Annotated in this window: 12 protein-coding genes; 6 read left to right on the forward strand and 6 right to left on the reverse strand. The window is 71.1% G+C overall.

From position 1 onward, the window contains the following. Position 1: 1 nt before the first annotated feature. Positions 2–1,552 (reverse strand): hypothetical protein, encoded by a 1,551-nt coding sequence (locus KBY90_RS09620; RefSeq protein WP_254968377.1) that lies wholly within the window; start codon positions 1,550–1,552, stop codon positions 2–4. A gap of 83 nt (positions 1,553–1,635) precedes the next feature. Here KBY90_RS09620 and lepB point away from each other — a divergent pair, with 83 nt between their 5' ends. Further along, on the forward strand, positions 1,636–2,337 hold the full coding sequence (lepB, locus tag KBY90_RS09625) for a signal peptidase I (protein ID WP_261353209.1): 702 nt from the start codon (positions 1,636–1,638) through the stop codon (positions 2,335–2,337). Here lepB and KBY90_RS09630 read toward each other — a convergent pair. Together KBY90_RS09630 and KBY90_RS09635 are read right to left on the reverse strand one after the other, a co-directional pair. Next, positions 2,285–3,592: a dihydroorotase gene (locus KBY90_RS09630; protein WP_254968378.1), complete on the reverse strand. Its 1,308-nt coding sequence runs from the start codon at positions 3,590–3,592 to the stop codon at positions 2,285–2,287. The genes lepB and KBY90_RS09630 overlap by 53 nt on opposite strands. A 5-nt stretch (positions 3,593–3,597) precedes the next feature. Next, complete coding sequence (locus KBY90_RS09635) at positions 3,598–4,938, reverse strand: histidine phosphatase family protein (RefSeq protein WP_254968379.1); 1,341 nt, start codon at positions 4,936–4,938, stop codon at positions 3,598–3,600. A gap of 115 nt (positions 4,939–5,053) precedes the next feature. On the opposite strand from KBY90_RS09635, the gene KBY90_RS09640 reads away from it, so the two are divergent. From KBY90_RS09640 to KBY90_RS09660, 5 genes are all read left to right on the forward strand, one after another. After that, positions 5,054–6,490, forward strand: coding sequence for a CPBP family intramembrane glutamic endopeptidase (locus KBY90_RS09640; protein WP_254968380.1), 1,437 nt, complete (start codon positions 5,054–5,056; stop codon positions 6,488–6,490). A 70-nt stretch (positions 6,491–6,560) separates the two neighbouring features. Beyond that, on the forward strand, positions 6,561–7,046 hold the full coding sequence (locus KBY90_RS09645; protein WP_254968381.1) for a hypothetical protein: 486 nt from the start codon (positions 6,561–6,563) through the stop codon (positions 7,044–7,046). Positions 7,047–7,122: 76 nt separating this feature from the next. Further along, the gene (locus KBY90_RS09650) at positions 7,123–8,958 is read left to right on the forward strand and encodes a penicillin-binding protein 2 (protein ID WP_254968382.1); all 1,836 of its coding nucleotides are present in this window, start codon (positions 7,123–7,125) and stop codon (positions 8,956–8,958) included. A gap of 101 nt (positions 8,959–9,059) precedes the next feature. Then, positions 9,060–10,232, forward strand: a complete 1,173-nt coding sequence (locus tag KBY90_RS09655) for a transaldolase (protein ID WP_254968383.1) — start codon at positions 9,060–9,062, stop codon at positions 10,230–10,232. A 105-nt stretch (positions 10,233–10,337) separates the two neighbouring features. Next, complete coding sequence (locus KBY90_RS09660) at positions 10,338–10,715, forward strand: Crp/Fnr family transcriptional regulator (RefSeq protein ID WP_254968453.1); 378 nt, start codon at positions 10,338–10,340, stop codon at positions 10,713–10,715. A gap of 12 nt (positions 10,716–10,727) precedes the next feature. Here KBY90_RS09660 and KBY90_RS09665 read toward each other — a convergent pair whose 3' ends face one another. Genes KBY90_RS09665 through pyrH form a run of 3 tightly spaced genes read right to left on the reverse strand, consistent with a single transcriptional unit; the run spans position 10,728 to position 13,175 of the window. After that, the gene (locus KBY90_RS09665) at positions 10,728–11,909 is read right to left on the reverse strand and encodes a geranylgeranyl reductase family protein (protein ID WP_254968384.1); all 1,182 of its coding nucleotides are present in this window, start codon (positions 11,907–11,909) and stop codon (positions 10,728–10,730) included. Further along, entirely contained in the window at positions 11,906–12,445 is a 540-nt protein-coding gene (gene frr, locus KBY90_RS09670; RefSeq protein WP_254968385.1) for a ribosome recycling factor, read from the reverse strand. The genes KBY90_RS09665 and frr overlap by 4 nt, the downstream gene beginning before the upstream one ends. Before the next feature lie 22 nt (positions 12,446–12,467). Beyond that, positions 12,468–13,175: a UMP kinase gene (gene pyrH, locus KBY90_RS09675; RefSeq protein WP_254968386.1), complete on the reverse strand. Its 708-nt coding sequence runs from the start codon at positions 13,173–13,175 to the stop codon at positions 12,468–12,470. Positions 13,176–13,218 lie beyond the last annotated feature (43 nt).

The following is a 13,218-nucleotide window of genomic DNA, read 5'->3' on the forward strand; positions in this document are numbered from 1 at the left end:
TTCAGGTCGACCGCGTGGGCTGACCGTCCGCCTCCATCCCAGCATCCATCCCATCCGCTCCTGCCGGCGGGGCGGCGGCCATGAGCTGGTCGAGTTCGTCGATCAGGGATGTGATGCGGGCCCTGCTGATCTGACTCAGGTAGGTGGACTTGAGGCCTTCGATCAGTGCGCAGACCAGATCCTGGGTGCGCTGCAGGGCAGGGCCGGTCTCCAGCGACAGGGCCAGCTCGTCCCAGAAGCGGTCGATGCAGCGCTGCAGCATCTCCAGCTGCACGTCGTCGGTGCGCGCCAGGCGGGTCCCCGTGCTGCGCGAAAGGTCCAGCAGGCTGTCCACCATCCCTCCGGCCAGCTGGGTGCTCAGACCGGCTTCCACCTGCAGCAGCGGTGCGAGCTGGCGCAGGGGCGGCGGCACCACGGTGCGGTCCAGGCTCTGGCGCAGGCTGTAGGCCAGCAGGGTCTGAAGTTCGGGGGCCAGCCGTGGCGCCACCTCGGAGAGCAGCAGTGGCCCCCAGATGCGCGCCAGTTCCAGCAGCTGACGCTCATCCTCGCTGCGGATCACCGTCTGATGGCTGCGCAGCGAGCGGATGCGCTGGGGCCAGCGGGGCGAACGCACCAGGCCCTGGAACCCGTCCATCAGCTGCAGGGCCAGCACCTCGAACAGCTCCAGGGCCAGCAACCCCACCACGCCCCGGCTCACCACCGCCCGCAGAGGCTCGAAGTTCACCAGGGCGGAGGTCTGCAGCCGCTCCACCACCGGCACGATCCGCAACCAGCGCCAGAAGGGCAGCAGCAGCGGCAGATCGGACCAGCGCCGCAGCAGCGCATCCCGCCAGCGCAGCCCGGGGATGCGGCGGCGCAGGCGGATCAGGCGCTGCAGGATGTCGAGCAGGAACACCCACTGGAACAGCAGCAGGTCGATGCGCCAGGCGTGATCGGTGGGCTGGGCGTTCTCGTCGATCGAGCGCCAGTAGTTGATCTCCACCAGCGGCAGCACCTGCTCGCGCCAGAAGCGGCGCTCCTCCTGCCAGCCGCGCTCGGCTAGCCAGGCGGGGCTGAGCAGCCGGGCGGCGGCCTGCTTGGCCGAATCCTCACCGGCGCGGTCGCGCAGCCGGTTCTTGATCTTCTCGAGCGAGCCGCTGAGGCCCGACCCCTCGAAGGGGTTGGTGTCGATGATCTGCTCGGTGCGCTGAAGCTGCTCCTGCAGCAGGGCCTGCTGGGCAGGGGTGAACGGTGCGGCGGCGCCGCCAAGGGCGGCGTCCAGGCGCTCGAAGTGGTCCAGGAAGGCCTGGGTCTCGCGGTGGGGCTCGATGCCCTTCACCGGGTCCACCCAGGGGGTGATGTCGGGGAGCACCTGCAGGGGCACCGAGAGGGGCACGCCGGGCAGGGGATGGAGGTTGCGCTGCAGCCAGAACGACCGCAGGGGCACATAGCTGAGATCGAAGGCCACCCAGGCCAGGTTGAGCGTGGCCCAGACCGCCACGAAGCGATTCCAGCCGCGCTCCAGGGCACCCCGGGAGGGAACGGGGGGGCGCTGCCAGCGGGGACGGACCATCGGGCCGGGGCGCGGTGGGGGCCTGCCTAATCTGCCCTGGCCGCGGCGCCCGGTTGCGGCGATCCAGGAGGAGACCCCAGTCCTTGAGCGAGCCGAACCCGAAGGGTCACGCCCACCATCCCGACAATCCCTGGGCCTTCTGGCGAAGCGTGGCCATCACCCTGGCCGTGGCCCTCGGCATCCGCCAGGTGGTGGTCGAGGCCCGGTACATCCCCTCCGGCTCGATGCTGCCGGCGCTGCAGATCCAGGACCGGCTGCTGGTGGAGAAGCTCACCTACCGGCGCAGGCCACCGCAGCGCGGCGAGATCGTGGTGTTCCGCTCCCCCCACCGCTTCGATCCGGTGCTCGCCAGCGGCAGCAACGGCAATCCGCTGCGCTGCCTGCTGGTGAACCTGCCGGTGGTGGGCAGCCTGCCGGGCCTGGCCAACCCCGCCTGCGACGCCTACATCAAGCGGGTGGTCGCCCTGCCGGGGGAGCGGGTGGTGGTGGATCCACTGGGTCAGGTGAGCATCAACGGCCGGCGGCTGGACGAGCCCTACGTGCAGAACCTCTGCCCGGTGGACGCCCAGGGGATGGGACCCTGCCGCACCATCAATGCGGTGGTGCCTCCGGATCACGTGCTGGCCCTCGGGGACAACCGCGCCAACAGCTGGGACGGACGCTTCTGGCCGGGAGGCCCCTTCATCCCCACCGACGAGGTCATCGGCCGGGCGTTCTGGCGTTTCTATCCCTTCAACCAGGCAGGCTCCCTGGTGCCGCAGACTCCCCGTCCCACGCCGCGCTGAGCCCGCTGGCCAGCACCCGTCCGCTGATCCGCTCGCCCAGCAGGGGCTGGTTGGCGGCCAGGGAGAGCGACTCGGCCCGTGTCCAGGTCCACGGCGCCCTGGGATCGAACAGCAGCCAGCGCCGGCTGCCGGCCTGCAGACGCTCCGGCGGCAGTCCCAGCAGCCTGGAGCCGCCCCAGCTGAGCAGCTGCCAGAGCTGCTGCAGCGAGCAGCCGCGGCGGTCCACCAGTTCCCGCCAGAGCAGCGGCAGCACCAGGCCATGGCGGGCGCCATGACCGGCGAGGCCGGGACGGCGCTGGTCGAGGGGGAGCAGTTGCTCCTCCGCGTCCAGGGGCAGGTGGTGGACAGCCACGGCGGAGATCAGGCCCTCCACCGCGGCAGAGAGCAGCGCTTCGCGATCGCGGGGAGCGCCGAGGGAGGGCACCAGGCGCCAGCCCACCCGCGCCGGCTCAAGACTGCCGCTGTCGGCGAGCAGGTGCCACCAGCTCACGGTGCAGGGCAGAGGGCTCTCCAGTGCACGCAGCCGCTCCAGCGCGGCCGCCGTGGACAGGTTCATCAGCACCAGCCGGGCTGCGGGTCGGGCGGCCGCCACCGCCAGCAGGGACTGGAGCGGCAGCGTCTCGCTCAGCACCGGATCGGGGGGCCAGCCGGCGCGCAGGGTCTCCACCGCCTCGCGCACGAAGCCACCGGCACAGAGCCCCGCGCTGCGGGGCGACACGAGCACAGGCCGCAGGCCCATCTCCCCCAGCAGCAGCCCCCGCTCCAGCAAGGGCAGCGGCGGGATCTGGTCGCCGGCGCTCAGCCCGATGGCGCCGGCCAGCAGCTGGTCGCGGTGGGGAGCCAGCTCGGCATCGCCACCCTCCGCGCTGAAGCTTCCCCACAGCACCAGCTGCAGGGGATCGGGCCAGGCCATCCCCCGCAGGCGCTCGGGCCGATCCCGCCAGGGACGGGCCCAGGGCAGCAGCGCCACGGTGCCGTAGCCGCCGGCGGCCGCCGAGCGGGCCAGGCTGTCGAGGGTCTCGGCCACGCCGTCCCAGGGCTGTTCCAGCACGCTGTGGGGATCCACCAGCACGGGGGCCAGCAGCCAGCCTTCGGCCGGCACGGGATCGAGCCCCAGCTCCTCGCCCTGCCTCGCGGCCCCCTCGCCCCACACCTGCAGGCGGCCGCGGGCGTCGATCAGGGCATCCTGGTGGCGGGGTGGTTCACCGGGACCGGCGAGCACCTGCACCCGGCGCAGCCAGAGGGGGGTGGCCATGGGGCCTAGAGCGCACCCGCGGCGGTGCGGTCGAGCACCCCGCCGAGGTGGCTGGTGAGGTTCATGGCCGCCACCACGGGGATGCCGCCGGCTCCCTGGGGGTAGTCGACCACGGTCACGCCGCCGTTGCCCTGCTTGATCGTCCAGATGTCCGCCGGCGTGAGCCCCAGGAGATCGCAGAGGATCGTCTTGTTGACGGCGTCGTGGGCGACCACCAGGGCGGTCTCCTGGTCATCGAGGCTGGCGGCGATCGTGGACCAGGTGTTCAGGGAGCGGCTCCACACCTCATGGATGGTTTCGCCTTCGGGCATCTCCACCGTGTGGGGAGCGCGCTTCCAGTCGGCCAGGAGCTGGGGCCAGGATTCGGCGATCTCGCGCTCCAGCCGGCCCTCCCAGAGGCCGTGACCGATCTCCACCAGTCCCCGGGTGGCGGTGAGCGGCACGCCGGGGTGGGCCGCGAGGATCACTTCGGCGGTCTGCCGCGGCCGGGCCATGGAACTGGTGTAGGCCCGGTGGATGCTGGCCGAGGCCAGGAACGAACCGGCGGCCTCGGCCTGGGCCAGCCCGTTGGCGTTCAGGGGGATGTCGATCTGCCCCTGGAAGCGCCCCTGACGGTTCCAGTCGGTCTCGCCGTGGCGCACCAGCAGCAGCCGGGGGCCAGGACCGCGCGGAGGCAGAGGCGCACCCAGGTGGGCGGTGCCGTTGAGCGACTCCACCTGCACGCTCTGAGTGCCGGCCGCAGCACCACTGATGTTGAGCACGGAAATCGAGCCGTTGTCCACCCGCAGACGGCGGAAGCCCTGGGCGTCCAGGCCCAGGAGGGTGAGCACCAGGCAGCGCAGGATGGCGTTGTGGCCCACCAGCAGCACGCTGCTGTCTGCACCGTCCACGGCCGCCGCATGGCTCTCCAGAAGCCGGCGGCAGAACCGGGCCGCCTGCTGCATCAGCTCCGGCAGGGGACGGTAACGGCTGCCGTCCCGACGCTCCAGCTCCAGGCTGTGCGGTGCCGCCCGCCAGACGGCCTCCTGGGCGGGGAAGCGCTCCCGCAGCTCCCGGCGCTGCAGGCCGCTCCAGGGGCCCAGGTCGATCTCCAGCAGGTCCTCGTCGAAGCTGGGGGTGAGCCCGCGGCCGTGGACCTCGAGCAGATGGGCGGCCGTGTCGCTGGCCCGCTGCAGGGGTGAGCTGTAGACCGCGTCGAACCCCACATCGGCCAGCGCCGCACCCGTGGAGCGGGCCTGGGCCACGCCCACGTCGGTGAGGGCGGACAGGTCGTCACGTCCCTGGATCCGGTGCTCGACGTTGAAGCTGCTGAGCCCGTGGCGGACCAGCACAATCCGAAGCGACACGGACCCAGGGCTGCTCGCGGTCATCGTATGGGAGCAGCCCACAGGCGCCGCCCGCCGCCCAGGGGTGGCGCGGCAGGGGGAGAATCCAGGCCATCGCCCAACCGCAGAGGAGCGTTTGACCGTCCCCACCACCCGGCCCGGGCAGCGGCCGGGCCCTCCTCCACCCGCGCCGGCGCCGCCCTGGAAGCTGCTCCTGGCAGCGCTCAGCCTGCTGCTCTGCCTGCTGCTGTGGCTCAACGGACTCCTGGAGAGCCTGAACCGACCGTCGGTGGTCGATGCCCTGGAGCTGCGCCAGCGGCAGCTCCAGGCCCTGGCGGCACCGGCCCTGCCGGAGCGGCTGCGACCCTGGCTGGCGGGGGAGGAGGCGCTGGCGGACCTGGCCGACCAGCTGGAGCAGGGCCTGGCGGACGGCCCCGGTCCCGGCAGCCCCGACCAGCTGCTGCAGCTCACCCTGCTGAGCCGCAGCCAGGGGCATCCACGCACCGCAGCCGTGCTGGCTGAGCTGGGCCGCCAGGTCCCTCCGGAGCGTCGGCCCCTGCTGGAACTGCTGGACAGCGGCAGCAGCGGCATGGCCACGGCGCCGGCGCAGCTCGCGCGGCTCAGCGCCCCCTGGGAGGGAGAGCTGAGTCCGCTCACCAGCCAGCTCCTCTGCCAGGCGCTGGAGCCGGAGCGGCCCGACTGCGGCGATGCCGCCGTGCAGCGCCGGGCCCTGGCGCGCCTGCTGGCCGTGAGCTGGCTGCCGGGGATTCTGCTGCTGCTGGGCGTGGTTCTGCTGGCGCGGGAGGGCTGGCTGCTCTGGCGGCGTCGCGGCACCCCCCTGCCGCCGCTGGTGGGCCCCCAGCTCGACCTGGTGGACGTGACCCTGCTGATCGCCGGAGGGTTCGTGGTGCTGGGGGAACTGAGCGTGCCGCTGGTGCTGGAGCCGGCCCTGCGCCCCCTGCTGGCGCCCCTGCAGTCCACGCCCGTGCGGCAGCAGGGCATGCAGGTGCTGCTCCTCTATCTGGGGCTGATGCTGCCGCCGCTGCTGATCCTCAGGGCCCAGCTGCAGCCCATGGCCGCGCGGCGGCCGCCCGCAGGCTGGCTGCAGTGGCGCTGGAGGCCCCCCGCTTCGGCTCTGCGCGGCGCCCTCGGCCACATGCTGATGGTGTTGCCGGTGGTGGCCTTGACGGGCTGGCTGGTGGACCGGCTGGTGGGTGATCCGGGAGGCAGCAATCCCCTGCTCGAGCTGGTGCTCACCGCCCGCGATCCGGTGGCCCTGAGCTGCTTTGCGCTGACGGCGATGGTGCTCGCGCCTCTGTTCGAGGAAACCCTCTTCCGAGGCGTGCTGCTGCCCGTGCTCGGCAGCCACTGGGGTGGGGCGGCCGGGGTGGTGGCCAGCGCGCTGGTCTTCGGGCTGGCCCACCTGAGCCTGGGCGAGCTGGTGCCCCTGGTGATGCTGGGCCTGGGGCTGGGGTGGCTGCGGCTGCGCAGCGGGCGGCTCGGCCCCTGCGTGCTCATGCACGGCCTCTGGAACGGTTTCACCTTCGCCAATCTGCTGTTGCTGGGGGTTTGAAGGCGCCGCTCACCAGCCTTGCTGCGGGACGGACAGGGTGGTTCACTGGCGAAGCATTCGGCTCCCTTCCGTGGTCGCCTCCAAAACAGCAGGGCGGGCCGCGCGGCGCCTCATCGGCCTCGAGACCAGCGACCGTCCCCGATTCCGCCTGGACACCGCAGCCGCCCCGCTGCAGGTGATCAACGGATCCCTGTCGGGGCGTGCCGGGAGCCATCGCCGACCCTGGCTGCAGAGCCTCCACCGCACCGCAGACGGCACCCTGGCGGGCCTCGGGCTGTGCATGCTCGCCCTGAGCGGCCTCACCCTCCACTGGCAGAACGAGTGGGCGATGAGCTTCCGCAAACTGGAAGCGGCGCAGGTGCTGGAGCACCGTCTGCAGGAGGCCTCCGCTCAGCTGGAACGGCACCACCTCGGCGTGGTGGGCCAACCCGGCCAGCTGGTGCCCACCAGCAGCGACAAGCTGATCTTCGTGGCGCCGCCGCCGCGGCGATCCGGGCCTGCCCGGGCAGCGCTGGTGCCCGCACTGCGCTGGCGGGAGGCAGCGGCCGGCTACTGAGCAGCCCAGGCCCCACCATGGGCCGCCGCTGCCCCATCCCACCCCATCCCTTCCCTCCGCTCCCCTGACCGGCTTCATGGGCACGACCCCGCTGCAACGCTCCCGCCGGCCGGTCGTGCAGCACCGCACGGGATCCGGCCGCGAGCAGCGGGTGGTGCCGCTCCAGCCCCCCAGCAACGGCAGGCTTCTGGCCGTCTACGGCCTGCTCAGCCTCGGTCTGCTGGGCCTGGCGCTGCGCCTGGCCTGGCTGCAGGTCATCGACACCGGCAATCTCCAGGCCAAGGCGCGGGCGATCCAGACCCAATCCCAGCAGCCCCTCGGCAAACGCCGCACGATCGTGGATCGCAACGGCCGTCTGGTGGCGCTCGACGAGGAACGCTTCACGCTCTGGGCCCACCCCCGCTTCTTCAACTTCCCCGGCGACGATCCCCAGAAGCTGCGCAGCCGTGAGGAGGTGGCCGAGCGTCTGGCGGGGGTGCTCGCCCAGCCCGCCCAGGTGCTGCACGAGCGCATGGCAGGCCGCCCCAGTGGCGTGAAGATGGCCACCGAGATCGATCCGGAGACCGCCGAGCGGATCCGCCGTCTCGGCATCAGTGGCCTGGACCTGGAGGCCTATCCCCAGAGGATCTACCCCCAGGGATCCCTGTTCGCCAACGTGGTGGGCTTTCTCAACCTCGAGCGCGTCCCTCAGGCTGGGTTGGAGCAGAGCCGCGACGGCGATCTGCAGCGCCAGGAGACCACCATCACCATGCGCCGCGGTGCCGACGGCACCCCCCTGCCGGAGGGGCTCAAGGCCGGCGCCCTCTACGGGGACGACCTGCGCCTCCAGCTCACCCTCGACGCCCGCCTGCAGCACGTGGCCCAGCAGGCCCTGGCCAGCCAGGTGGCGAAGTGGAAGGCCAAGCGCGCCGCCGCCCTGGTGATGGACGTGCGCAACGGCGAGATGCTCGCCCTGGCCTCCTACCCCACCTACGACCCCAACCAGTTCTGGAAATTCAACCCGGGCCTGTTCCGCGAATGGTCGGTGCAGGATCTCTACGAGCCCGGCTCCACCTTCAAGCCCATCAACCTGGCCATCGCCCTACAGGAGAAGGCGATCGACCCCAAGGGCACGGTGAGTGACCCCGGCCAGCTGACGATCGGCGGCTGGCCGATCTTCAACGCCAACCGCCAGGGCAACGGCGTGATCGACTTCCCCACCGTGCTGGAGGTGTCCAGCAACGTGGGCATGGTCAATGCCATGGCCCAGGTGAAGCGCGAGCGCTTCTGGGAGTGGCTGAACAAGCTCGGCATCGACACCCGGCCGGACACCGATCTGCCGGGCGCGGTGGCGGGAGAGCTGAAGCCCCGCGGGGTGTTCACCGGCCACGCGATCGAGCCGGCGGTGGCGGCCTTCGGCCAGGGCTTCTCCCTCACCCCCCTGAAGCTGGCCCAGCTGCACGCCATGCTCGCCAACGGCGGCCGCCTGGTGAGTCCCCACATCACCCGCGGACTGCGCTCCGGTGACGCCCTCGCCCAGACGCCCGGCAACACCGGCCTCCAGGTGATGGACCCGGCAGTGACGCGCACGGTGCTGGGGTGGATGGAGCAGACGGTGGCGCGCAGCAAGAGCCTGGGGATCCATGTGCCGGGCTACCGCATCGGCGGCAAGACGGGCACGGCCCAGAAAGCCGACCGCGGCGTGTACATCCCCGGTGCCCTGATCACCAGCTTCGTGGCGCTGCTGCCGATCGACGAACCCCGCTACGTGGTGCTGGTGGTGGTGGATGAACCCCAGGGCGGCAATGCCTACGGCTCCACCGTGGCCGCGCCCGTGGCCCGGCAGATCATCGATGGTCTGCTGGTGCTGGAGCAGATCCCTCCCTCCAAGCCCCTGCCGGCTGCGGCCAGGCCGGCGGCCCCGCAGGGCTGATCCCTGGCCGCTCTGTGGCCATTCGCGCAAGCACCGCTGCAGAAGGTGGGGCCCCGCGCCTGCACTGGCTAGCGTTCAGCCAACCGGCTTCCCTGCCAGCCATGGCCAACCTGCTTGACCAACTCGCCGCCATGACCGTGGTGGTGGCCGACACCGGCGACATCGACGCGATCAAGCAGTTCACCCCCCGCGACGCCACCACCAACCCCTCGCTGATCCTGGCGGCGGCGCAGATCCCCACCTATCAGGAGCTGATCGACCGCTCCCTGCGGGAGTCCCGGGAGCTGATCGGCAGCGATGCCGGCGCCGACGCGGTGGTGCGTGAGGCCCTCGACGAGATCTGCGTGACCTTCGGCAAGGAGATCCTCAAGATCGTGCCCGGGCGCGTCTCCACCGAGGTGGACGCCCGCCTCAGCTACGACACCGAAGCCACCATCGCCAAGGCCCGGCGCATCATCGAGCTCTACGGCCAGGCGGGCATCGGCAGGGAGCGGGTGCTGATCAAGGTGGCCTCCACCTGGGAGGGGATCCGCGCCGCCGAGGAACTGGAGAAGGAGGGCATCCACTGCAACCTCACGCTGCTGTTCTCGTTCGCCCAGGCCGTGGCCGCTGCAGAGGCCGGCGTCACCCTGATCTCCCCCTTCGTGGGACGGATCCTGGACTGGTACAAGAAGAGCACCGGCCGTGAGCACTACCCCGGAGCCGAGGATCCGGGGGTGGTCTCGGTGACCCAGATCTTCAATTACTACAAGACCTACGGCTACAAGACCGAGGTGATGGGGGCCAGCTTCCGCAACACCGAGGAGATCATCGAGCTGGCCGGCTGCGACCTCCTCACCATCTCACCGGCCCTGCTCAACGAACTGCGCAGCACCGACGGCGTGCTGGAGCGCAGGCTCAACCCCTTCGATCCGGCGCCCACCGAGGCCCAGATCCATCTCGACGAGGAGCGCTTCCGGGCCATGCTCGCCGCCGATCCGATGGCCACCGAGAAGCTCGACGAGGGCATCCGCGGCTTCTGCAAGGCGATCGAGACCCTCGAGGCCCAGCTGGCCCACCGGCTTGCGGAACTGGAGGGTGGCGCGGCCTTCGGCCACGCCGTGCACGAGATCTTCCTGCTCAACGACCTCGACGGCGACGGCTGCATCACCCGCGAGGAATGGCTGGGCAGCGACGCCGTGTTCGACGCCCTCGACACCGACAAGGACGGCCGGCTGGCCCCGGACGATGTGCGCGGCGGGCTGGGCGCAGCCCTGGCCGTCAGTGCCCCCTGAAGCCCGGCAGGCGCGCCGGCGAAGGCTCTTAATCGCCTCTTGAACTGGGCGTGCGGCGGCTCGTCCACACTGGATCACCGGTCTGACTGATCCCTCTTGCCTGCTGTGAACGCTCTCGACACCATGCGCGCCCTCGCCAGCAGCGGTGAGGTGATCACCGTGGAACCGGGCGAGCTGATCTTCCGATCCGGCGAACCCGGCGACTGCATGTTCGGCCTGCTGGAGGGGGAGGTGCAGCTCAACTGGAACGGCGATGCGGGCCATGAGCAGATCCATGCGGGCGACGTCTTCGGGGCCGGAGCGCTGGTGACCAGCGAGCACCGGCGCTACGGAGATGCCAGGGCGATCACCCCCTGCCGGTTGCTGGTGATGAACCGCGAGAAGTTCCTGTTCGCGGTGCAGGAGTCACCGATGTTCGCCATCGAGCTGCTCGGCTCGATCGATCAGCGGCTGCGCAATCTCAAGGACTGCACCCGCCTTTGAGGGCAGACCCCTTCAGCCGCGCTGAAACAGCAGCCTGCGGATCGCCCGCTGGGCAATGTCGCCATAGCCCATCTCGCCGGAGAGGATCTGGGCGATGCGCTGGGGGGCCGTGGGGCGCTTGATTCCCAGCTGGTAGCCCACCCGCGGCACCCGGTAGAACACGCTGGCGATGCGGCGCCCCCAGGCCATCGACTCCCCCCAGGCGCGGCGGATGCCATCGCTGTAGTGGCTGAGAGCCGCCGCGTCGCCGGACAGCCAGAGGTCCATGGCGGCGGCGGCGCGGCAGCCGCTGAGCAGGGCCGGCCGCAGTCCTTCGGCCAGGAAGGGATCGCACAGGGAAGCGGCGTCGCCGGCCACCACCACCCCCTCGCCGTGCAGGGGATGGTGACCATCCCAGACGCGCAGCCGCGAGGTGGTGCGCTGACCCGCATCGACGGCGAAGCCGAGGCTGGGCAGCAGCCGGGCCAGCACCGCGTCCGCTTCGGCGCGGGCGAGGGCGGGATCGACGGGACGGCCGATGAAGCTGCCCAGGCCGATGCTGTAGCCCCCCTGGCGCGGGAAGGCCCAGCAGAAGCCCTGGGGAACCAGCCCGAAGCCGAAATGGGCCGTGGCGGGATCAGCCACCTCCCCCTCCAGCTCCACCGACACGGTGGTGGCGAACCGGGGCCGCTGCGGCCCCAGCCCCAGGCCAGCCACCAGCCTCGACCCGGAGCCATCGGCGATCACCAGGCCCGGAGCCTCCAGCGATCCACCCCCGGGTAGGGCATCGGCGCCGGCGGCCAGGGTCAGCCGCCAGCGCTCGCCGTGGCGCTGCACCGCCTCCACGGCCGCGCCGCCGAGGAAGCGCGCCCCGGCGGCGGTGGCCTGCTCCAGCAGGAACGCATCGAGCCGGGAGCGGCGCACGATCCAGAACGGCGCTTCCCCGGGCAACTCGGCCACCACCGGATCGCCCAGATCCCAGGTGAAGCGCACCCGTTCGATCACGGCCTCCACCACGGGGGTGAGGTCGCAGGGAAACCAGGCCTGCACGGAGGCGGCCATGCCGCCGCCACAGGGTTTGGCGCGGGGAAAGCGGGCCTGATCGACCACCAGGACGCTGCGGCCGGCCCGGGCGAGGTGAAGGGCGGCCGCCGCACCGGCCGCTCCCGCACCGACGACGATCACATCCCAGGACTGGGGGCCTGAACCACTCAAACCTTGAGGATCTCGGCCTCCTTGTCGGCCAGGTGCTTCTCCAGTTCGGCGATGAAGCGGTCGGTGAGCTTCTGCACCTTCTCCTGCTCGTCGCGGCTCTGATCCTCCGAGAGCTCGCCGTCCTTTTCCTGCTTCTTGATCCGGTCGATGCCGTCGCGGCGGTTGTTGCGCAGCGCCACCTTGCCCTCCTCGGCGTACTTGGCGGCGATCTTGCAGAGCTCCTTGCGGCGGTCCTCGGTGAGGGGCGGAATGTTGATGCGGATCACCTTGCCGTCGTTGTTGCAGGTGAGACCCAGATCACTCATGGCGATGGCCTTCTCGATCAGGCCGATGGCGCCGATGTCGAAGGGCTGGATCTGGATGGTCTGGGAATCGGGCGTGGTGAGACTGGCCAGCGACTTGAGCGGCGTCTCGGCGCCGTAGTACTCCACGCTGATCTTGTCCAGCAGGGAGGTGTTGGCCCGACCGGTGCGGATGGTGTTGAAGTTGCGCAGGGCGGCGTCCACCGACTTGCGCATCGCGGCTTCCAGATCCATGGCGTTGGTATCAGGCTGGGGCTCAGGGGTGAATGCGGGTGCCGATCGGCTCACCGCGCACGGCCCGGCCGATGTTGCCGGGACCGAAGAGATCAAACACCACGATGGGGATGGCGTTGTCCTTGCAGAGGGCGATGGCGGCGCCGTCCATCACCTCCAGTTCGCTGCTGAGCACCTCCAGGAAGGAGAGGGTCTCGTAGCGCCGGGCATCCGGGTAGCGGGCCGGGTCGCGGTCGTACACGCCGTCCACCTTGGTGGCCTTGAACACGACGTCGGCGTTGATCTCGGCGGCGCGCAGGGCAGCGGTGGTATCGGTGGTGAAGAAGGGGTTGCCGGTGCCGGCGGCGAAGATCACCACCCGTCCTTTTTCCATGTGGCGGATCGCCCGGCGGCGGATGTAGGGCTCGGCCACCTCCTGCATCGAGATGGCGCTCTGCACCCGGGTGGGCACGCCGGCCCGCTCCAGACCGTCCTGCAGGGTGATGGCATTCATCACCGTGGCCAGCATGCCCACGTAGTCGGCAGTGGCCCGGTCCATGCCGGCGGCGCTGCCCTTGAGGCCCCGGAAGATGTTGCCGCCGCCCACCACGATGGCCAGCTGGGTGCCGTCGGCCACGCAGGCGGCCACGTCGGCGGCGATCGACTGCACGATCGCTGGATCGATGCCATAGCCCTGCTCGCCCATCAGTGCCTCGCCACTGAGCTTGAGCAGCACGCGCCTGAAACCCATCGCCCCCCGCCGATCTGCGGCACCGTAGCAATGGCCGCAGCGG

This window comes from Cyanobium sp. CH-040 (assembly GCF_024346135.1).
In the GTDB taxonomy this organism is placed as follows: Bacteria; Cyanobacteriota; Cyanobacteriia; order PCC-6307; family Cyanobiaceae; genus NIES-981.

What these genes read in the sequence shown, in the direction of transcription:
- KBY90_RS09620 (WP_254968377.1), bottom strand. Translation starts at nt 1,552, where the DNA reads ATGGTCCGTCCCCGCTGGCAGCGCCCCCCCGTTCCCTCCCGGGGTGCC.
- KBY90_RS09630 (WP_254968378.1), bottom strand. Translation starts at nt 3,592, where the DNA reads ATGGCCACCCCCCTCTGGCTGCGCCGGGTGCAGGTGCTCGCCGGTCCC.
- KBY90_RS09650 (WP_254968382.1), top strand. Translation starts at nt 7,123, where the DNA reads ATGGGCACGACCCCGCTGCAACGCTCCCGCCGGCCGGTCGTGCAGCAC.
- KBY90_RS09655 (WP_254968383.1), top strand. Translation starts at nt 9,060, where the DNA reads ATGGCCAACCTGCTTGACCAACTCGCCGCCATGACCGTGGTGGTGGCC.
- frr (WP_254968385.1), bottom strand. Translation starts at nt 12,445, where the DNA reads ATGGATCTGGAAGCCGCGATGCGCAAGTCGGTGGACGCCGCCCTGCGC.
- pyrH (WP_254968386.1), bottom strand. Translation starts at nt 13,175, where the DNA reads ATGGGTTTCAGGCGCGTGCTGCTCAAGCTCAGTGGCGAGGCACTGATG.